A 20,309-nucleotide genomic window follows, 5' to 3' on the forward strand; every position below is an offset into this window, starting at 1 on the left:
AAGCGGGTTAAAGCCTAATGGGAATGTTTTATAGCGATGTAGGGAAGGGGAACCGTCACGTTTTTGATAAAGCCCGTTATGGAGAGGTTGCTGAAAAAGTGAAAATCGTACTTTTTCGTAACTCGAAGAAGAGTAATGGCTCCGCACGTTGCACGCCTTTCTTGGAGAAACCTACTCGTAGCAAGGCTTTCAAAATCAGGCAACGGCTACGCTCATTACGAAAAAACTGCTGAAAAAGTGAAAATCGAACTTTTTCAGCAGTTTCTCACAACGGGCTTGTGGCGAGTGAGACGGTACAACTTCGGAATGCGTTATAGCACCATCGTCAACAGCATCAAAATGCCGATACTGCTCATGACGACGATGATTAAATTGGCACCTAAATAAGCGATGACAAAAGCTGAGGCGCCGCCGATAATGCCGTACCAGATGTTATCGTGAATATAGAAAATACCGGGAAAGATCAGCGCTCCTAGTGCAGCGTAAGGAACATTGCGCAAGGTTGCCTGCAGCCACGGCGGAATGCTTTCGACGTTTAGAAAGACGAGCGGGAGCATCCGTGGAATATAGGTGACGAGGGCCATCCCGGCGATAATCATCAGCATCGTCGTGCTCATTGCTGTCTCCCTCCTTTACCGGCTACCCACTCGATTCCGGCTGCCGAAAGCAGCGTCGCGGCGATAATCGACCAGCCGCTTGGCAGGAAGAGGGAAAAAATGCTGTTGAACAGAGCGGCGCTGGCGGCCAAAACGACGATTTTCCGCTGCTTTTTTAATGAAGGAACGAGCAGGGCAATGAACATCGCGTAAAGGGCTATGCTCATGCTTTGCTGCAGGGAGGCCGGAAGAATCGCGCCGACTACATAGCCGACGGCGGAATGGACGGTCCAACTGGCGTAAGCAATCAGCGAGACACCGATGACAAAGCCGGTTTTGACCGTTCCTTCCTGCGTCGTCGTGACTGCGAACACTTCATCTGTAATGCCAAACGAATAAAGCGCCTTAATAAGCGGCCGGTCCTCCTCGACTCGTTCTCGGACAGAGGCGCTCATTAACAGATGGCGGATGTTGACGATAAAAGTTGTAAAAATGATTTCAAAAGCGCCCGTCCCGATCGCCAGTAAGTTTAAGGCCATGTATTGGGCAGCGCCTGCATAGACAAACAAGCTCATCGCAAGCGTTTCCCAAAAAGCGAGGCCGGTGCTTTTGGCGAGCAAACCGAATGTCAGGGCGGCAGGAATATAGCCGATGGCAATGCTTGATCCTGCCAGAAGCCCTTGGGTAAACGGAGTTTTTTGTTTTTCAAGCGTGATACTTTCCATCTTTTCGTTCAATCCTCCTAAAAGCGTGCTACAATTTAAGCTAGATCATCGATCGTTGTACGTTATATAATATGATTGTATGTTATGTTATACATTTTAACAAGGAGAAATTTTATGGATAAAGAACAGCTATCTTTTCTGATCGGAAAGCGCCTCAAGAACATGCGTCAGCAACGGGGATGGAGCCTCGATACATTGGCTCAGCATTGTCAGGTCAGTAAACCGATGCTTGGCCAAATTGAAAGGGGGGAATCAAACCCGACTGTAAGTACGCTCTGGAAGATCGCGAACGGATTAAATGTTTCATTTACGGCTTTTCTTGAAGAACAACAGCCGTCTGTGAAAATCGTTCGCGCTGATGACGTGGAGCCGATTACCGAACAGGATGGCCATTTTAACGTTTATCCGATCTTTCCGAAAGAGGACCGGAAGCCATTTGAGCTGTTTACAGTCAGCCTGAAGCCCGGGGCGACGTACGGTGCCGAAGCACATCGGGACGGCGTTGAGGAATATATCGTTGTTCAAAAAGGAAGCCTGTCGCTTGAGGTGAGAGGGGAGCGTTATCAGCTGAACGAGGGTGATGGCATTCACTTTGTCGCGGATGAAGAGCATGACTATTGTAACGAAAGCGAGGAAGAGGATTGCGAGCTGACGCTGGTGATTTTTTATCCGGCCTGATTGCCAGGCAAACAAGGAAAGGCAGAGGCTCCGTCCTGCGTGCGAGGTGGAGGACGGAGCCTTTGCTTCGGGACTGTCTCAAAAAAGAGCACGGCGGGCTTCTTGTTTGAGACAATCTCCTTTTGCAAATCCGGCAAAAATAAGTGAAGTAACCAGAAGACGACTAAAGCAGCTGTTCTACCTGTTCACGTCGCGACAGCAGTTTTTTCAGTTTTTTCTTATGGGAATCAATTTGCCATTGATCCGACTCGAGTATCGCTTCATGCAGTTCCATCAATACATAATCAATCTCCAGGTTCATCATATTAATTAACGTTTTCGGTTCAAGTGACTTGTCATCATCCTTGTACTGAATCAGGGATCCATTTCGGTTCATCATGACTTTTTCACTCCCATCAATTTCAATCATAGATTCAATGTCGCCGGCTTGGTATGACGTAATATAGAGGGGACCCTCTGTTGCCCGTTTGACGATGCCATTGCCTTTTTCATGTTGCAATAACTTTTCGAGGGCGTTGGCCAGAGTATCATCATAAATGTGAAGGCAATCAGCAGAAAGAGTGAGGAAATCGCTATTTCGCACAAAAGGGAGTTCGTGGATCGACTCATTAAGCTCAATCATGAGATAAATGGTTTTCGCATCATAGCGCCAGAAGAGTGAATAATGTTGACTCATCATCCGTTTGATAAATTGGTGCAAGGCTTGTTTGCTCAGCTCAATGTAAACCTCAGAAAACTCCACATCAACAAACGAATCTCTCATGATTTTATGCACGCTCCTTTAACTCCCTCATGTCTTAGCTGATTAGGTTGCTATATCATATGTTGAAAAGGAAAAAAAAAGAAGCAAAATGCCCAGTTTACGGCGAAATGGGCGGGAGCTGAAAAGAAGGACAAGAAAAAAGCGATCGCAGGCATTTGTCCCCGCAGATCGCTTATTCCAATTTTATATAGGCTGCCGGCGGCTTCCCCTAAAAGCGAAATCCGTACCGCTTTGAAATAATGTCGTAAAAACCGAGCGAGTTGTAGAGCGCTTTTGTCGCTTCATTGTTAATCCCGGTTTCAAGCTCGATGCCCTTGATCTTTTGTTGTTCAGCCCAGTAAATAACATGAAGCAGCAGCTTCTTTGCAATCCCTTGATTGCGGTGCTGTTTATCGACATAAAGATCGTTCAGCCAAATATAATGGCCACCTTTGTCAATGCTCAGCCCGACATTAAAAAAGGCGGCACCGACAAGTGTGTCCTCTTTTTCCGCTACGAAAATATGAGCCTGGGAATGGGGCGCCAATGCCAGCTCAATTGTTGTTAAAAGTTGTGAATAGGCATCCTTTGGGCCGAGTGCCTCCATTTGTCCCATAAGTAAGTCCGCCACACGTTCCTGAAGGTGAGCGCCTGCTCCACTCTCGACCTTATACACCTTTACCATTCTCTCTTTTCCTCCTATAAAAAGAACATCCGAAATAAGCTCTCCTGTTAGCGTAACATAAAAGGAAGAGAGAGAGTAGTAGAATTTAAGAGGCTGCTGAAAAAGTACGATTTTCACTTTTTCAGCAGCCTTTTCGTAATGAGCGTAGCCGTTGCCTGATTTTGAAAGCCTTGCTACGAGTGGGCTTCTCGAAGCAACGTGCGGAGCCATTACTCTTCTTCGAATTACAAAAAAGGAAGTTTTTTAGTGGCCCTTACCGAAGCGGGTTTCTTCGGTAAGGGATTTGCGCAGAACGGAGCCATTGCCATGTTTTTTCTTCTCAACTTCGACTTTTGCCAAGCCCCTAAGCCATGAGCATGCGAGTGAAGCCATTGCCATTTTTTGTCCACGCGTTTTACGCCCCAAGACAGTCACTCGCTTTGTTCAATATCTCCAAACTGATGGAGTTGTTCCTGGAGGCTCGCCAGCTGCTCCTGTTCAGCCGGTGTTGAATTAGCGAATGCGGAGGAAAGAGCCTGCTTCGCGCGACTATATTCCTTTTGAACCGCTTCCCGCTGGATGTCGGTTTCGGCGGCCAGCGCGAGAAGCTCAGCCCGGGCGACGGCTTCACGCGCTTCCTGGTAAAGGTGGTTCCCCATTAACGCGGCCCTCCTTTGCGTTCGTTTTGATGAGACTGCTTGCCCTCTGTTTCATTAGCGGGCTGGACGGCGTCTTTACCCTGTTGAATGGCCCGTTTTGATCGTGATCGTTTGCTCATTATTATCGCTCCTTTTTGACATGTTCCCATTTAACATTCCCCGGATGAACGAAAGCATTCATGGAAGAAGCAAGCCGGGCATGTATAAAATTGTTAGGATTCGTTCAAAACTTTTATACAGTATCTATGGTATGATAGCAGCGAAGATTGACGGGCTTCCCTGTTTATTCTCCATAAAAGGAGGTTTTAGAAATGGAAATACTGTTTGAGACGTTTAGTTTTCGCGCGCTTTGGACACCAGAATTGTTCATTCCGCTGTTTGCTATAGGCATTCTTTATTTTCTATTGATCAGCCGTTGGCGCTCCTTTACGCTCGGTGAGCGCGTACCGCTGAAGCAGCGCTTCTATTTTGTTTCGGCTTTAGTCGCACTCTATCTTGGCTGGGGCAGTCCGCTTTATATTGCCGGTCATATTATGATCAGCTTTCATATGGCACAAATGGTTCTTGCTTACTTTGTCGCTGTCCCGCTTTTTTTATTGGGGATTCCGTCCTGGATGTTTCGGACGTTGATCGAACGGTGGAGAACACCGGCCACCGAGCAAATTGCCCGCTTTGTGTGGAGTCCGATCGTCGCGTTGTTTCTCTTTAATGGGTTGTTTTCCTTGTATCATGTCCCGTTTATGTTCGACACATTGATGCAGAACACCATTTTGCACAGCTTTTATGAGTACGGGCTGTTTTTATCGGCGGCGCTCATGTGGTGGCATATGATTGCCCCGCTTCCGAATATGTTTCCGTTGTCTGATTTGCGCCGGATCGGTTATATTTTTGCGAATGGTATTTTGATAACGCCGGCCTGTGCCTTAATTATTTTTGCCCCTGCGCCGCTTTATCAAACGTACATCGATCCATCTATTTGGGCCAGTGTCATGGCTTTTTGTCTGCCTGCTGGTGCCGAGGTGCCGCTTAACGTTTTTGCCGGGCCGGACTCATTTCGCTTTCTTGAGCCGCGGATGGACCAGCAGCTTGCCGGCGTGTTTATGAAAATCGCCCAGGAGCTGATGTACGGATTTACAATCGGTTATGTGTTTAAGCAGTGGCTTTCCAAAGAAAAACAGCAGGATGGCGAACTGACGATTAGTGATGTTCCGGTTGTAAAGCCTTAAATAAAGATATACAAAGAGAGGATATGAGAGATGAAACGATTACTTCTGTTCGTGGGTCTGGTAGTGGTGTTGAGCGGTTGTGGGTGGATGTATGAACTTGGTGGCGGCGGTTCATCTGACTTCGATATAGCCGAAGCCGGATTGGCCGTGCCTGAATTTAACTTTGTCGATCAGGACGGGGAGCCTTACGGGACAGAACAGCTGACGGGACAGTATTGGCTGGCAAATTTGATTTTTACTCATTGTCCATCGGTTTGTCCGACGATGACACCGAATATGCGCAACCTCCAGACTGCGATGCAGGAGGAGGGAATCGAGATGGGCTATATCTCCTTTACTGTGGATCCGGAGCGTGATACGCCGGAGCTGCTGAAGTCGTATGCGACAAATGTCGGGGCCAACGGGGAGACGTGGAAGTTCCTCACAGGCTATGAAGTTGAAGAAATCACCGAACTGTCGATGACGGCGTTCGCTTCACCTGTTCAGCCGTTAGATGACGGTGATATTGGTCATACAACAGCTTTCTTTCTGATTGATCCGGAAGGAAACGTCATTCGGAAGTATGATGGATTGCAAACGGATCAGGAGCCGATTATCGATGATCTAATGGATACGGTTCAATACGAATAAAAATGAATAAATATGAATGAAGAGGGGGTGAATGGAATGAAAAAATGGAGAATGAAAACGATGAACGGTTTTCTCGCGCTGTTTGCGATGATGACGGTGCTTGTGGCCTGTGGCACGGAGGAAGAGCAGGCTGGAGATTTGACCTTGGTGAATGAACAAGGGGAAGAGGTAACGCTGTCCAACAAGGACCGGGCGACGATTCTCTTTCATTTTACTGAAGTTGGCTGAGGACTTTGTCAGCAGCAGCTGGTTCAGCTGCAAGAAAACTTAGCTTTATTTGAGGATCTCGATGCCGATCTTTATGCCATAAGTGCGGATACCCCAAGTAACTCTATGGCGCTAAAGGAAGCGGGCGAATTCACTTATTCGTTTCTATCGGATGAATCGCTTTCGGTGCTTGACTATGTTCATATGAAAGATGAGGAGCATCAGATGTCCTATCGTGGCGTCAGCATCCTTGACGAGAATGGGGAGTATCTATTTCATCATATTAATGATCATTGGGGTGAGCAGATTGAAGAGACCGCTCAGCTTATTTATGATCAACTGAATGAATAATAATGAATAAAAGCGGCGGGCCGTTCTGAGCGATTTGAGCAGAGCGGTCCGCTGCTTTTTTTGGGGAGGGGAATTTAGAAAGAGCTTGAGACAAAACTAGCTTTGGACCTACTGGCAATGGCTTCATACGCCACAAGCCCGTTGTGAGTGGGTTTCTCACAACGGGCTTTAAAAGATCGTGGCGGAGTTATATTTCTGAACGGTGGTTTACCCTCTTTTTCATTTGTTCGGATAGTCATGTAGGTAACATACTTTTGTCCCACCCTCCCTTTTCTTGCTTGTACGGCTCTAACAAAAAAGAGAACATCCATGAACGTAAATCGGTTTATGATTTTTTTAAGTTATTTGAAATAAAATAAAAATACAGTTGAATTAATTTTTATACATATATATAATGAGTACCAAGATCAAAAAACGAGAGCGAGACGGAACGGGGAGAGAGAAAATGCGAGTAGGGATTATTGGCGCAACAGGATATGGTGGCGCGGAGCTGCTGCGGATGCTCAAAAACCACCCTCACATTGAAGAGGTCGTGCTCTATACGTCCTCGAAAGAAGGAATGAATATTAATGAATCTTATCCACATCTTACAGCGATCTATGAGCAGGATTTAAAGCCGATTGATCCAGATACGCTGAAAAATGAAGTAGAGGCAGTCTTTCTGGCGACGCCGCCGGGCGTATCAGCGGAATGGTCGCAAACGATTGTTGAATCAGGCTGTCAGGTGATTGACCTGTCAGGTGATTTGCGCTTGCGCAGTCCCGAGCAGTACAAAGCATGGTATAAGCGTGAGGCTGCGGCGAAGTCGATCATCGACCAGGCTGTATATGGGCTGACAGAGTGGAGGCGTGAGGAAATCCGCGCGGCAAAGCTGATCGCGAACCCGGGTTGCTATCCTACCGCGACGTTACTCGGGCTGGCACCGTTGATTCAGGAAGGGTTGGTTCGGCCTGATTCGATCATTATTGATGCGAAATCAGGAACGTCAGGAGCGGGGCGAACCCCATCTGCGATCACTCACTTTAGTGAGATGAATGAGAATTTCAAAATCTATCAAATTAATCAGCATAAACATATTCCGGAAATCGAGCAGCAGCTCAACGATTGGAACGAAGAAGTGGCGGCGGTGACGTTTCAGCCTCATCTCGTCCCGATGGTCAGAGGAATTATGGCAACGATTTATATGACAGCAAAGAAGGAAATCCGGGAACAAGAGCTGCGAGAGCTTTATCAAACGTCTTATGAAAAGGAGCCGTTTGTCCGAATTCGCAAGCAAGGCAGCTATCCGGCGACGAAGGAAGTATATGGAAGCAACTATTGCGATATTGGCGTGACGTACGATGAGCGAACAGGACGGATTACGGTCGTATCCGTCATTGATAATGTCGTAAAGGGTGCTTCTGGTCAGGCGATACAAAATTTAAACGTGATGAATGGATTCGATGAGGAAGCAGGGTTAACACTCGTGCCGATGTATCCATAATGGAGAGGTGGTACACAAATGAAGGGAATTGCTAACGCACCAGAAATGATCGAAGTTGAAAGTGGCAGTATTATTACACCAAAAGGATTCCACGCGAACGGAGTATATACAGGAGTAAAGAGAAAACGCCTCGATCTTGGCGCGATCTATTGTGACGTACCGGCAAGCTCGGCGGCTGTTTATACATGCAATCGAATCCAGGCAGCACCGTTGCAGGTAACGAAGGAAAGCATTATGAAAGAAGGCAAGCTGCAGGCGATTGTCGTCAACAGCGGGAACGCCAATGCCTGCACAGGGGAACGCGGTGTAAAAGACGCTTATGAGATGCGGAAAGCAAGCGCCGCCCACTTTCACGTTCCTGAACATTATGTTGCAGTGACATCGACGGGGGTAATTGGCGAGTATATGCCAATGGATAAAGTGTTGCCCGGAATTGAACAGCTGAAGCCGGAAGCTTCCCTTGAAGGAGCAGAGGCGTTTAACCAGGCGATTTTGACAACTGATACAATGAACAAAAAAACGTGTTTCCAGACAACCGTAAATGGGAAAGTCGTTTCCATAGGGGGAGTCGCCAAAGGCTCGGGCATGATTAATCCGAATATGGCGACGATGCTCTCATTCATCACGACCGATGCTGTCATTGAACCGCCGGTACTGCAGCAGGCGCTCTCACAGATCACGAATAAGACATTTAATCGAATTACAGTTGATGGAGACACCTCGACAAATGACATGGTCGTCGTCATGGCCTCGGGTCTGGCCGGACACGAGACGCTGACGCCGGAGCATCCTGATTGGCTGGCTTTCTATCAAGCTTTGAAACAAACATGTGAGTCACTGGCGAAGAAAATTGCGAGAGACGGAGAAGGAGCGACAAAGCTGATTGAAGTCCAGGTGAACGGAGCGCTGAACGATGAAGAGGCGGGAAAGATCGCCAAAAAAATCGTCGGTTCGGATCTTGTGAAATCAGCTGTCTATGGCGCTGATGCGAACTGGGGAAGAATCATATGCGCGATTGGCTACAGCGGCTGTGAGATCAACCCTGAAACAATTGACATTGCGATTGGTCCAATCCAAACGCTGCAGAATAGCCAGCCGCTCGTCTTTTCAGAAGAAGCGGCAACGGCGTATTTGCAGGAAGAGGAGACGGTATTCATTAACGTCGATCTTCACATCGGCACTGGAACCGGAAAAGCATGGGGCTGTGATCTGACATATGATTATGTCCGGATTAACGCCGGCTATCGAACCTAAGCGAACAGGGGGAGAAAAGGTGAAGAATATAAGTGTAATCAAATGTGGCGGCAGTACCATTTCCGAGCTTTCAGAGGCCTTTTTTAAAAGCGTGCTCCTCATGCAGCAGGAAGGGAAGCACCCAATCATCGTCCACGGCGGCGGTCCGGATATTAACCAATGGCTGGCAAAGCACCAGGTTGAGTCGGAGTTTGTTGACGGATTGCGCAAAACGACCGCCGAGGTGCTGGAAACGGTCGAAATGGTGCTTTGCGGCAAGGTCAACAAACAGGTCGTCACCCAGCTTCAGCAAGCAGGAGGAAACGTGGTCGGCTTGTCCGGCTGTGACGGGAGGCTGCTTCAGGTCGAGGCGGTCAATCAGGCCAAGCTTGGCTATGTAGGGGAAGTACGAGCGGTGAACGGGGAGCTGTTGATCGCGTTAATGGAAATGGGAATTATTCCGGTCATCGCACCGATCGGCATGAATGAGGCGGGTGACCATTATAATGTGAATGCCGACAGCGCCGCTGCCGCGGTAGCCAGGGAGCTTGGAGCCGAGCAGCTTGTGTTTGTGACCGATGTCGACGGTATTTTGAAGGACGGCGAATGTCTCGAGCAGGTCACGGCAGAGGAAATCGAGGCGTATATTGCCGACGGAACGATTTACGGAGGAATGCTGCCAAAGGTCAGGGCGGCGTTATCGACATTAACGGATACGCTGCAATCGGTAATGATTATGAACGGCAAAGCAACGACGATCACCGAGAACGGCACGGTAAAAGGAACGACGATCGTAAAATCAGCAAATATCAAACTGTCGGTGACGTGAGGAGGAAACAGGAATGAGTGCATTATTCCCAACCTATGCAAGATGGGATGTAACCGCAGTAAAAGGGGAAGGCGCGACCTTAACCGATAAAGACGGAAAGCAGTACCTTGATTTTATTGCCGGCATTGCCGTCTGTAATCTCGGTCATTGTCACCCGAAGGTGAATGCAGCGCTTGAGAAGCAGCTTCACAGCTTATGGCATGTCTCCAATCTTTTTCAAATCGAAGGGCAGGAGCGCGTCGCCCAACTGTTAGTTGATCATAGCGTTGGTGACTATGTCTTTTTCTGCAACAGCGGCGCGGAAGCCAATGAAGCGGCGATCAAACTCGCCCGCAAGGCGACGGGAAAGCATCATATTGTCAGCATGAAGCAGTCTTTTCACGGCCGGACGCTCGGGAGCATGGCGGCCACGGGGCAGGAGAAGATTCATGCAGGCTTCGGTCCTTTATTGACAGAGTTCACCTACGTTACGCTAAATGATGAGAAGGAATTGGCGGGAGCGGTGACGGCGGATACAGCGGCGATCATCGTCGAAGTGATTCAAGGAGAAGGCGGCGTACTGCCGATGAGCAAGGAATATGCGAAAAAGCTCAGCCAAATCTGTGAGCAGTATCAATGCCTGCTCATTGTTGACGAGGTACAGACGGGAATTGGCCGGACGGGAACGGCGTTCGCCTACGAGCAGCTTGAGCTCTCACCGGATATCATTACAGTGGCAAAGGGTCTTGGAAATGGTTTCCCTGTCGGCGCTTTAATCGGCAAGAAGGAATTAAAGGAAGCCTTCTCTCCAGGCAGCCACGGTTCGACCTTTGGCGGGAATCCGCTGGCAATGGCCGCAGCTGAGGCTGTTGTAACCGAAGTGTTTACGCCGGAGTTTTTAGCCGATGTTCAACAAAAGGGAGATTATTTTAAACAGAGACTTGAGCAGGCACTTGCCTCCTTCAGCATCGTAAAAGAAGTACGAGGAAACGGGCTGATACTCGGTGTAGCCTGTCACGTCGAAGCGGCTCCAATTATAACGGAATGCCGCGAAAGAGGACTGCTTGTCCTGTCGGCAGGTCCGAACGTAGTCAGGTTGCTTCCGCCGCTGATCGTCTCAAATGAGGAACTAAACAGAGCGACGGGCATTTTGGCAGAGGCGATTGCTGCCGTCAACGAAAAGGAACAGCTTTCGATTTAGAAATGAAGAAGCTGGAAAAAGAGCCGTGCAGCGGCTTCGTACGGTGTACAGTTAAAAAGGAAAATGCTTTTGACGATTAAACCGGGCACAGTCGTTGGACCATGCTTCAAGCCTGGAAAAAGGGGAGCTTACCCTTTTATCCACGGCTTTTTATCAGAAAATCAATGTATAAAGATCAACATTTCAGTATAAGTATTCACAGGCGGAGTGGAGGGAAAAGCGGATGAAAGGCTATGTACTATTAGAAAACGGAGATAGATTTGAAGGAGTTCTGCACGGAAGTAATGGGGAGGTTCACGGGGAAATCGTCTTTTTTACGGGGATGACCGGCTACCAGGAAGTGTTAAGTGACCCTTCTTTTAAAGGCCAAATGGTTGTGTTCACGTATCCGTTAATAGGAAATTACGGGGTAAATGAAGCAGACTTTGAAAGCGCAAAGCCCCAGGTCAATGCGCTGATTGTTAGTGAAGTATCCGAAGAAGGCTACCACTATGAATCAGGCTGTTCCTTGCTGACGTATTGTGAGAATCATTCCATTCCGTTGTTTAGCGGAGTGGACACAAGAGGAATCGTCAAACGGATTCGTGAGCATGGCGATATGCGGGCTGTGTTAACAACAGACCCGGACAACGTCAGTTTTGCCGACATCGTCCCATTAGGAGAACAGGATGTCGTCGAAGCGGTTTCGCAAAGCAGAGTTCAAACGTTCGGCAGCGGTGAGCATCATATTGTAATGGTCGATTTCGGTTACAAGAAATCGATTGTAGATTCCTTGCTGCAAAATGGCTGCAAGGTGACTGTTGTCCCGTATTTAACGTCTTTTGAGGAAATTGAACAGCTTGCCCCGGACGGTGTTTTGTTCACAAATGGACCCGGCAATCCAAAGCAATTGAACAGCCAGCTGCCGTTGATCAAGAAGGTGGCGACAACGTATCCGACAATGGGAATCTGTTTAGGCCACCAGCTGTTGGCGCTTGCCTTTGGTGCGGATACGGAAAAGCTGACATTCGGACATCGCGGCGCCAACCAGCCTGTAATTGATACGAAAACAAAGCAGGTGTATATGACGTCGCAAAACCACAGCTATGTCGTCACTGAGCCGTCGTTAAAAGGAACCGGCTTTGAAGCGAGATATATGAACATTAATGATGGTTCAATCGAAGGACTCATTCATCGCGATTATCCAATCTTAACGATTCAATTCCATCCGGAAGCTCACCCGGGGCCATCAGACAGTGAGCAGCTTTTCTTCACATTCATTGACATGTTGCGGAACAAAGGGAGAGAAAAAGCATATGCCTAAAGATTCGACATTGAAAAAAGTACTCGTTATCGGCTCAGGGCCCATCGTTATCGGGCAGGCAGCCGAGTTCGATTATGCCGGCACCCAGGCTTGCCTAGCGTTAAAAGAAGAAGGAATCGAAGTGATTCTAATTAATAATAACCCGGCTACGGTAATGACCGACGAAGCATGCGCCGACCGCGTTTATTTTGAACCGCTGACGGTCGAAAGCGTCGAGGCGATTATTAAGAAAGAAAAGCCGGACGGCATTTTGGCGACGCTCGGCGGGCAGACCGGGCTCAACCTGGCGATGGATCTCCACGATGAAGGAATTCTCGAACGCTACGGAATCAACTTGCTCGGAACGCCGATTGAGTCAATTAAAAAGGGCGAGGACCGAGAAGAATTCCGCGCTTTGATGAAGGAATTGAATGAACCGGTACCGGAAAGCGAAATCGTGACGACAGCTGAAGCTGCCTTGGCATTCGCCGGGCAGGTCGGCTATCCGATTATCGTTCGCCCGGCTTACACGCTTGGTGGAGCCGGCGGCGGGATCGCTAAGAATGAGGAAGAGCTGAAGCGGATTATAAAAGGTGGACTGGAGCTGAGTCCGATCAGCCAATGTCTCGTCGAAAAAAGCATCGCCGGCTTCAAGGAAATCGAATATGAAGTGATGCGTGACAGCAATGATACGTGCATAACGATCTGTAATATGGAAAATATCGATCCGGTTGGCATCCACACCGGAGATTCGATTGTCGTCGCTCCTTCGCAAACGATGACGGATGTCGAATATCAACTGCTCCGTTCCGTTTCAGTGAAAATCATTCGGGCGCTCGGCATTGTTGGTGGCTGTAACATTCAATTCGCACTTGATCCGTACAGCAAGCAATATTACTTAATCGAAGTTAATCCACGGGTCAGCCGTTCCTCGGCCTTGGCGTCGAAAGCAACCGGTTATCCGATCGCGCGGATGACGGCGAAAGTCAGCCTCGGCTATCATCTGCACGAACTGATTAATCCGGTAACAGGACACACATATGCCAGCTTTGAGCCGGCACTTGACTATATTGTCGTTAAATTCCCGCGCTGGCCGTTTGATAAATTTGTCCACGCGGAACGGACGCTTGGCACGCAAATGAAAGCAACCGGTGAAGTGATGGCGATTGAGCGCAATTTTGAAGCGGCGATTCAGAAGGCGGTTCGCTCACTTGAACTAAAGGTCGATGGGCTCACTCTTCCGATCATTTCCAAGAAGACCGATGAAGAGCTGTGGGAGCTGCTGATCAATGCTGATGATCGTCGCTTTTTTGTCATCATTGAGCTGCTCAGACGCGGCTATTCAACGGAAAAGCTTTTTCAGGCGACACAAATTACCCAGTTCTACTTACGCGGCTTTGAACGTCTCGTCAAGATGGAGCGGGACATTGTAGCGTCTTCGTTTGAAGCGGTGACGAAGGAAGAGCTCTACACGTATAAAAAAGCCGGCTTTTCTGATGCCTGGCTCGCCGGTGCTTGGAAAGTGACGGAAGCCGAGCTTCGGGCGAAGCGTAAGCAGTGTGCGATTACGCCTTCTTATAAAATGGTTGACACATGCGCTGGTGAATTTGAAGCGTCGACAGCTTATTTTTATTCGAGCTGGTCCGGCGAGCATGATGTCGTCCCGTCAACCGGCAAGAAAAAAGTGCTGCTGCTCGGCTCCGGTCCGATCCGCATCGGCCAAGGAATTGAATTTGACTATTGCTCCGTTCAAGGAATTCAAGCATTGCATCGTCTCGGCTATGAAGCGATCATGATGAACAACAATCCGGAAACGGTCAGCACCGATTACGCGACTGCCGACCGCCTTTATTTCGAGCCATTGACTGTCGAGGATGTCCTCAATGTCATTGATTTGGAGCAGGTCGAGGGCGTGATCGTTCAGCTTGGAGGCCAAACGGCGATCTCCTTAGTTGCCGGGCTGGAAGCGGCCGGGATCAAAATTTACGGCACAAATCTTGATACGATTGATCAGCTTGAGGACCGCGGCCGCTTTTATGCGTTTATGAGAGAAGTCGGCGTCCCGCATATCCCGGGGGAAACAGCTGAAAACAAAGCAGATGCGCTGAAGCAGGCGAAGGAAATTGGCTATCCGGTTTTGATTCGTCCTTCCTATGTCATTGGTGGTCAAGGAATGATGCTGTTTGAATCAGAGCGTGAATTTGTTTCGTATTTGAACGACGAGGAGCAGACAATCGCCTTTCCCCTGCTGATTGATGCTTACTTGAAAGGAATTGAACTCGAAGTCGATGCGTTAACGGACGGAGAGGAGGTCTGCCTCGCCGGAATGTTTGAGCACGTCGAGCGTGCCGGCGTTCACTCAGGTGACAGCGTCGCCGTGACACCTCCTTATACGATCTCTGATAAAATAAAGGCCCAGATTGTCGATTACAGCGACAAAATCGCCAAAGGGATGGAGTTCCGCGGCATTTTTAACATTCAATTCGTTCTGCACGAAGAAAAGCTCTATGTGATTGAGATTAATCCGCGTGCCTCGCGGACAGTGCCGATTTTAAGCAAAATTTCAAATGAACCGTTAATTGACTATACAATCCAGCTTTTGCTCGGCGTGTCGCTTTCGTCGCTCGGGCTGACAAAGGGAAGTCTGGCTGAGCCGAGCTTCTATACAGTGAAGGCGCCGATTTTTTCCTATCAAAAATTAGCCGGCCTCGATCCGCTGCTTGAAGCGGAAATGAAGTCAACCGGCGAATTAATGAGCATGAGCCATGATTTAGCTGAAGCGTTTCATAAGGCGTTCGCCTGGTCAAAGGCGACTAAGCCGAAGCTCTATTCAAAGACAGGAACGATTTTTGTCGATGTCGCCGAGGAATTTAAAGAAGCCTTTCTACCATTTCAACAGCGGCTGGAGGAGCTCGGTTTCACGCTGACATCCGAGCAGTTTGACGAGTGGATTCAGAGCGAGGAGGCAATTGCGTTAATCAGCTTGCCGAAGCTCGGGACAAAAGATGGCACGGAGAAACGGCAGGAAGCGTTAAAGCAGCGCTGCACCGTCATTTCAGAAATGACGACACTTGCCGCGATGTTAAAAGGGCGTCAGGTGGAACACATTAATTACTACGCAATCCAGGATTTATGGAATAAAGAAAAAGCCGTGCTAAACGGCTAAGGAAAGGTTCGGTTAATGATGAACAATCAAATGACAGCCCCGATCACGGGCCATGATTTTTTAACATTGCTTGATTTCACACCGGCACAAATTGATGACTTGCTCGCTTTGGCGCTAAAGGTCAAGCAGGAGCCGGAGCAGTTTGCGGAAGCCTTGAAAGGAAAATCACTTGGGATGATCTTCGAGAATGCCTCAACGCGGACCCGTGTCTCGTTCGAGGTCGGGATGACGCAGCTTGGCGGCCACGCCCTGTTCCTCAGTCCACGCGACATGCAAATCGGCCGGGGAGAGCCGATTAAAGATACAGCGAACGTCTTATCGCGCTATGTCAATGCGATTATGATCAGAACAAACTCACATGAAACGGTCGAACAGCTTGCCGAGCATGCCTCGGTTCCGGTGATTAACGCCTTGACAGATGCCTACCATCCTTGTCAGGCAATGGCCGACCTCCTGACGGTTTACGAGCAAAAGAAAACGTTAAAGGGACTGAAGCTTGTCTATGTCGGAGACGGGAATAATGTCGCTCACTCTCTGCTCGCGGCAGGGGCGAAGACCGGGATGGATGTGACGGTTGCTTCGCCGGCGGGCTACGAAGTGGATCAGGCTATTTTTGAAAAAGCCGTCGCGGCCGCCAAGGAAACAGGAGCGGTGTTAACGCAGTCCAATCAACCGGAGGAGGCCGTCAAGGACGCGGACGTCATCTATACAGACGTCTGGGCAAGCATGGGCTTTGAAGCGGAACAACAGGAGCGTGAGCAGCATTTTGCCGGCTACCAGGTGAACGAGCAGCTCGCCTCCCTGGCGAAAGCGGACTATCAATTCCTCCACTGTCTTCCGGCCCATCGCGGGGAAGAGGTAACGGCTGAGGTCATTGACGGCGATCGCTCATTTATTTACGATCAGGCGGAAAATCGCCTTCACGCCCAAAAGGCCATTCTGTTGTCCTTATTAACGACAATCTAATCTGTATTTTTTCGTTAATCCCTCCTTTTCTGGGCAAGCTACAAGAAAAGGAGGGATGTTAAGTTGGGACAAAACAGACAGTTCGAACCAGGCCAAAAAGCGCCGAATAACGGGATTTATGTTGAGATTGGCGAAACGGGAAGCATGGTCCAGCGGCCGAAATCCGTCAAGCTGCATGCCGGAGACACATTCCCGGAAACGTCAAACCACAATCGCAAATGGACCCCGAGGCCGAAGGTGTAGGGGCGGGGGTGTATAAGGGCTTATTGTAGGTAGGGCTGTAGATTTCTTTTTTTTTGCTCTCTCTACGCAGAACGACTGGCAAGTACGTTTTGAACTCACGAAGAGTCTAAGAATGACAAATAGGAATAAATCCATATAAAAATCCTGATTTTTATATGGATTTTTATATGGAGTTTGAGTGATGCATGGTATAATTAATTGAAATTAGAATAGACTGGAAGTGAAGTTAATGGAAAAGCCTCGCTTTAAAAAAGAACAAATCGTACCAGCTACCATAGCGACTAAAAAATTTGCTGATGTACGAAAAAAAGCAAAGCATAGCCCTCAGTTTATTTCAGATCATAATGAGATTGATTCCGTAGTCCTTGCCTATGACGATTACGAAAAAATGTATATGGAACTTCTCTACCTGCGTCAATTAAATTGGGAAAGAAAAATAGCAGACCGCATTAAAGAGGCTGAGGCAAATGGTACACGGTATCAATTAGATGAAGCAATGTCGAAAGATGAATACGAGAACTTTCAAAAGCTTGATCCAGATCTTATTTCCGATGAGGATTTATTTGAAAAATGAAATCAGAGCGCAGATTCCTGCTGCAGTTTATCGATGCAAATGCGCTAAAAGAATACCGGAAATTAGATGGATCAGTAAAAAAACTAGTAGACATAGCCCTAAAGAAATTAGAAGCGCGAGCTAATGAAATAGGAAAACCCCTCGAAAGAAAGCTGAAAGGGTGTAAAGAGATCAAATTCCGTAAAAACGGCATCAGGATTATTTTTCGTATTGTAAAAGGACAGTAGAAATTGTAGAAATTATTGCCATCGGTTCACGGGCGGACGAAGAAGTTTTTCAAAATGCCTCACATCGTCTTAAACATATGGATTAGAAGCTGTCAATCTCGCTTAAATGGCAGCTTTTTAATCACATTATAAAACGAACATTTTGGCCATTACGAGAGAAGAGTTGATGTACGGGTTATTGGGCGATCTTACTTTTGCTCAGGAAATCCGTTATTTACTTATCTTTACTCTTATTTTAATCGAAGTGATAACCAAACGCCGCAATTTTCCTGTCACGGCGCTTGGTTATGTAAATGTATGACCTTCTCGTTCACCCTTCCTCCATCACCGTAACCTCGCCGGCCTCGATTCTGAAATTCCCAATTACCGTTATACCATCGACATCATATAGCGGGATGTCCCGCGGTTTGGCGTTCTTCATTAGCTGCATTGCTTCCTCGGGGTTTTGCGGCTGAGGGCCTTGAAGGTCTTCCTTTTTGACATAGCCGGTTGTCTTGCCATCTGAGCCATAGGCGCTGATCAAGTCAGGCTCTTCTTCATAATTTCTGGCATCCGCCGCTGACCCGTATGTCTGTCCATTTTCGTTAACTGGGTAAACAATGGACACCCGGTCACTCGGCGCCTCGGCTTCCGAATGAGCAAATGTACCAATAAAGTAGCCACCGGTGCAGCCAAGCAGAAGGGTGATCGCACCTATGAAAAAGCTTTTTCGCATCTTTGCTCTCTCCTTTATAAAAAAAGTGATGTAGGTCAAGCAATTATCTGTTATGATAATTCAATTATAGCAATCCTTTCCATGATCGCAACTGATAGTTCAATTACCTTTTTCCAACCTTTCTATAAAGCGTAACTACTTCTTTGCTTCGTGCGTTATATAACAGAGAAGGTTACTGAAAAAGATCAGCCTGGGATCTATAACGTAGTGTTCCTTGGCCGAAAGACCGGTATCGAAACGTCCAGCCAGTATAAAATGACGGAAAAAGGTGAACTGCGTAGAAGGAATTAATCTCGACTATTTGACCGAATGTATGATGTTATATTTAAAGAAAAATACCCTGGAGGAAAAGATGCCGCTCACATTCGCACATCCCGCTGCCGTTTTGCCTTTTTCGCGCAAAAGTAAATATGTAAATTTCTTAGCGATGGTTCTTGGAAGCATGGCGCCTGACTTTGAATACTTTCTTCATGGCCGGCCATATGGCGAAATTGGTCATACGGCTTACGGATTTTTTGCTTTCAACCTGCCGATGGTAATCATCGTTTATCTCGTGTATGTCACTTTCATCCATAAAACGTTGCACCGTCATTTACCTTCCTTCTTACAGGAAGCTGCTCCGGAAAAAGCTCCTTCAACGAAGCCGCTGCAAGCTATTGTGTTTATCTACTCGGCTTTATTCGGGATGCTGACGCATGTCGTATGGGATTCCTTCACCCACTTAGGCGGCTTTATCGTCACACGGCTTTCCTTTTTGACGTACAGCTTTCAGCTGTTTGGCTTTTCCATTCCTGTTTTTAAGCTGCTTCAGCATGGAAGCACCGTTGCCGGGCTCGTGGCGATTTTTTTCTATCTCGTTTACCGGGCAAGAAGAAACCCCTATGAGGGGGAAAGGGTAAGCAGCCGGCAAAAGCTTGTTTATTGGTTTTTGATCACGTTGCTGACGCTGCTTTTCTTCGGTATCTGGCAATTGGTCGATCGCGTCTCACTTGCCGCTTACGGAGTTCACGTCGTGAGGATTATCGATTCGGCGCTTATTAGCTTGTTGCTCGTCTCTTTGCTTCTTTTCAAACAAAGGGCAGAGGTATAAATGTTGCGCTCCTACTGAAACAAAACGATAAAAACAACCATCAGGAAGCGGAAAACTTCTGATGGTTGTTTTCTGATCTAGAAAGCAAGCTATTTTAATGGACGTGCTTTAAATTTTGATGGGAGAAGAAGTCTGTTGAAACGTAAACCGTTAACGATAAAATGAGCGTCACACCTAAATCGGTTGGAAACGTCAAATAGATCGGGTAAGCAAGGGCAAGCAGAAGGGCTCCATGACATAGAACATTTAACGGAAAAGGGACCTTGCTTTTCATAATCCATAAGAAGGGTCTTATGACAAAAGCCAACAGAACGCTCCACAGGAGAAAGAAAACAAAGCTAACTTTTAGCATATCAATGAAAGAAAATCCTATCAGTGTGTTTTCAACTCTGAAAGCAAACATGGCCATGATCATAGTTGTAAGCAAGCTTAATGTAAGTATGAAATAGATTAGAAATCTACTGTACACTTGAAATCCCTCCAAATTCAAAACGGTATGCTTTTAATACAATAGTACCAATATGTCTATTGTCCTCGCCGTACAATGCTGGGGCACTGAAGCCACTGCGCTGCACTCGCATTCGGATTAAACCTGATCCATCCAGGACTATCGAATTAGTTGGATTGAATCCTTTTGCCAAGGTAGCATATAGATCCTGATCCCCCCTAAAGGTCACAAAATTTACCTTTGTCTAAAAAATATATTTGTTTTTAGACTTTTTCATAATATAATGCAGTTATACTACTATTTTACTAGAGATTTGAAATGAAAAACGATAATTTTGATGAGGATGATACTTTTTTTAAAACTACTAGTTTGGAACGTAGAAAAGCTATTAATAA

General features: G+C 47.4%; 24 protein-coding genes. 17 read left to right on the forward strand and 7 right to left on the reverse strand.

Annotation, left to right across the window (positions count from 1 at the left end):
* Positions 1–311 precede the first annotated feature (311 nt).
* Both ABMB67_RS19030 and ABMB67_RS19035 read right to left on the reverse strand, forming a co-directional pair.
* Complete coding sequence (locus tag ABMB67_RS19030; protein ID WP_251223932.1) at positions 312–617, reverse strand: AzlD domain-containing protein; 306 nt, start codon at positions 615–617, stop codon at positions 312–314.
* Positions 614–1,321: an AzlC family ABC transporter permease gene (locus tag ABMB67_RS19035; protein ID WP_354573032.1), complete on the reverse strand. Its 708-nt coding sequence runs from the start codon at positions 1,319–1,321 to the stop codon at positions 614–616. The genes ABMB67_RS19030 and ABMB67_RS19035 overlap by 4 nt, the downstream gene beginning before the upstream one ends.
* Before the next feature lie 114 nt (positions 1,322–1,435).
* On the opposite strand from ABMB67_RS19035, the gene ABMB67_RS19040 reads away from it, so the two are divergent.
* Positions 1,436–1,999 (forward strand): helix-turn-helix domain-containing protein, encoded by a 564-nt coding sequence (locus ABMB67_RS19040; protein WP_251223934.1) that lies wholly within the window; start codon positions 1,436–1,438, stop codon positions 1,997–1,999.
* Between the two features lie 163 nt (positions 2,000–2,162).
* Here ABMB67_RS19040 and ABMB67_RS19045 read toward each other — a convergent pair whose 3' ends face one another.
* The 3 genes from ABMB67_RS19045 to ABMB67_RS19055 all read right to left on the reverse strand — a co-directional run bounded on the left by ABMB67_RS19045 (position 2,163) and on the right by ABMB67_RS19055 (position 4,064).
* Positions 2,163–2,762, reverse strand: coding sequence for a YkzI domain-containing protein (locus ABMB67_RS19045; protein WP_251223935.1), 600 nt, complete (start codon positions 2,760–2,762; stop codon positions 2,163–2,165).
* A 208-nt stretch (positions 2,763–2,970) separates the two neighbouring features.
* The gene (locus tag ABMB67_RS19050; protein WP_251223936.1) at positions 2,971–3,426 is read right to left on the reverse strand and encodes a GNAT family N-acetyltransferase; all 456 of its coding nucleotides are present in this window, start codon (positions 3,424–3,426) and stop codon (positions 2,971–2,973) included.
* Between the two features lie 410 nt (positions 3,427–3,836).
* On the reverse strand, positions 3,837–4,064 hold the full coding sequence (locus ABMB67_RS19055; RefSeq protein WP_354573033.1) for a DUF3813 domain-containing protein: 228 nt from the start codon (positions 4,062–4,064) through the stop codon (positions 3,837–3,839).
* A gap of 311 nt (positions 4,065–4,375) precedes the next feature.
* Between ABMB67_RS19055 and ctaG the strand changes: the two genes are divergently transcribed.
* The 15 genes from ctaG (at position 4,376) to ABMB67_RS19130 (ending at position 17,962) form a co-directional block, all read left to right on the forward strand.
* The gene (gene ctaG, locus ABMB67_RS19060) at positions 4,376–5,290 is read left to right on the forward strand and encodes a cytochrome c oxidase assembly factor CtaG (protein ID WP_354573034.1); all 915 of its coding nucleotides are present in this window, start codon (positions 4,376–4,378) and stop codon (positions 5,288–5,290) included.
* Positions 5,291–5,320: 30 nt separating this feature from the next.
* Positions 5,321–5,920 carry an SCO family protein gene (locus tag ABMB67_RS19065; RefSeq protein ID WP_354573035.1) on the forward strand — a complete coding sequence of 200 codons (600 nt, stop codon included), beginning with the start codon at positions 5,321–5,323 and terminating at the stop codon, positions 5,918–5,920.
* Between the two features lie 36 nt (positions 5,921–5,956).
* Positions 5,957–6,148: a hypothetical protein gene (locus ABMB67_RS19070; protein WP_354573036.1), complete on the forward strand. Its 192-nt coding sequence runs from the start codon at positions 5,957–5,959 to the stop codon at positions 6,146–6,148.
* An 18-nt stretch (positions 6,149–6,166) separates the two neighbouring features.
* The gene (locus tag ABMB67_RS19075) at positions 6,167–6,478 is read left to right on the forward strand and encodes a redoxin domain-containing protein (RefSeq protein ID WP_285890651.1); all 312 of its coding nucleotides are present in this window, start codon (positions 6,167–6,169) and stop codon (positions 6,476–6,478) included.
* A 445-nt stretch (positions 6,479–6,923) separates the two neighbouring features.
* The gene (argC, locus tag ABMB67_RS19080) at positions 6,924–7,961 is read left to right on the forward strand and encodes an N-acetyl-gamma-glutamyl-phosphate reductase (RefSeq protein ID WP_251225259.1); all 1,038 of its coding nucleotides are present in this window, start codon (positions 6,924–6,926) and stop codon (positions 7,959–7,961) included.
* An 18-nt stretch (positions 7,962–7,979) separates the two neighbouring features.
* Positions 7,980–9,215, forward strand: coding sequence for a bifunctional glutamate N-acetyltransferase/amino-acid acetyltransferase ArgJ (gene argJ, locus ABMB67_RS19085; protein ID WP_251225258.1), 1,236 nt, complete (start codon positions 7,980–7,982; stop codon positions 9,213–9,215).
* A gap of 19 nt (positions 9,216–9,234) precedes the next feature.
* Entirely contained in the window at positions 9,235–10,023 is a 789-nt protein-coding gene (gene argB / locus ABMB67_RS19090) for an acetylglutamate kinase (protein WP_251225257.1), read from the forward strand.
* A 13-nt stretch (positions 10,024–10,036) separates the two neighbouring features.
* On the forward strand, positions 10,037–11,203 hold the full coding sequence (gene argD / locus ABMB67_RS19095) for an acetylornithine transaminase (RefSeq protein ID WP_354573037.1): 1,167 nt from the start codon (positions 10,037–10,039) through the stop codon (positions 11,201–11,203).
* A 223-nt stretch (positions 11,204–11,426) separates the two neighbouring features.
* Complete coding sequence (locus ABMB67_RS19100) at positions 11,427–12,506, forward strand: carbamoyl phosphate synthase small subunit (protein ID WP_251225255.1); 1,080 nt, start codon at positions 11,427–11,429, stop codon at positions 12,504–12,506.
* On the forward strand, positions 12,499–15,651 hold the full coding sequence (gene carB, locus ABMB67_RS19105) for a carbamoyl-phosphate synthase (glutamine-hydrolyzing) large subunit (RefSeq protein WP_354573038.1): 3,153 nt from the start codon (positions 12,499–12,501) through the stop codon (positions 15,649–15,651). The genes ABMB67_RS19100 and carB overlap by 8 nt, the downstream gene beginning before the upstream one ends.
* An 18-nt stretch (positions 15,652–15,669) precedes the next feature.
* A complete protein-coding gene (gene argF, locus ABMB67_RS19110) occupies positions 15,670–16,617 on the forward strand; it encodes an ornithine carbamoyltransferase (protein ID WP_354573047.1) in 948 nt (315 codons plus the stop codon).
* Between the two features lie 63 nt (positions 16,618–16,680).
* On the forward strand, positions 16,681–16,860 hold the full coding sequence (locus tag ABMB67_RS19115; RefSeq protein WP_251225253.1) for a YjzC family protein: 180 nt from the start codon (positions 16,681–16,683) through the stop codon (positions 16,858–16,860).
* 229 nt (positions 16,861–17,089) lie between these two features.
* On the forward strand, positions 17,090–17,434 hold the full coding sequence (locus tag ABMB67_RS19120) for a type II toxin-antitoxin system Phd/YefM family antitoxin (protein ID WP_251225252.1): 345 nt from the start codon (positions 17,090–17,092) through the stop codon (positions 17,432–17,434).
* On the forward strand, positions 17,431–17,661 hold the full coding sequence (locus ABMB67_RS19125; protein ID WP_354573039.1) for a type II toxin-antitoxin system RelE family toxin: 231 nt from the start codon (positions 17,431–17,433) through the stop codon (positions 17,659–17,661). Before ABMB67_RS19120 ends, ABMB67_RS19125 begins: the two co-directional genes overlap by 4 nt.
* Before the next feature lie 166 nt (positions 17,662–17,827).
* Complete coding sequence (locus tag ABMB67_RS19130; protein WP_354573040.1) at positions 17,828–17,962, forward strand: hypothetical protein; 135 nt, start codon at positions 17,828–17,830, stop codon at positions 17,960–17,962.
* Between the two features lie 9 nt (positions 17,963–17,971).
* Here ABMB67_RS19130 and ABMB67_RS19135 read toward each other — a convergent pair whose 3' ends face one another.
* Entirely contained in the window at positions 17,972–18,376 is a 405-nt protein-coding gene (locus ABMB67_RS19135; RefSeq protein WP_354573041.1) for a peptidase M56 BlaR1, read from the reverse strand.
* Between the two features lie 352 nt (positions 18,377–18,728).
* Between ABMB67_RS19135 and ABMB67_RS19140 the strand changes: the two genes are divergently transcribed.
* Positions 18,729–19,466: a DUF4184 family protein gene (locus tag ABMB67_RS19140; protein WP_251225249.1), complete on the forward strand. Its 738-nt coding sequence runs from the start codon at positions 18,729–18,731 to the stop codon at positions 19,464–19,466.
* 94 nt (positions 19,467–19,560) lie between these two features.
* On the opposite strand, the gene ABMB67_RS19145 is transcribed toward ABMB67_RS19140, so the two are convergent.
* Complete coding sequence (locus ABMB67_RS19145) at positions 19,561–19,773, reverse strand: hypothetical protein (RefSeq protein ID WP_354573042.1); 213 nt, start codon at positions 19,771–19,773, stop codon at positions 19,561–19,563.
* Positions 19,774–20,309 lie beyond the last annotated feature (536 nt).

This window comes from Halalkalibacter oceani, from assembly GCF_040544555.1.
Classification (GTDB): Bacteria; Bacillota; Bacilli; order Bacillales; family Bacillaceae_D; genus Halalkalibacter; species Halalkalibacter oceani.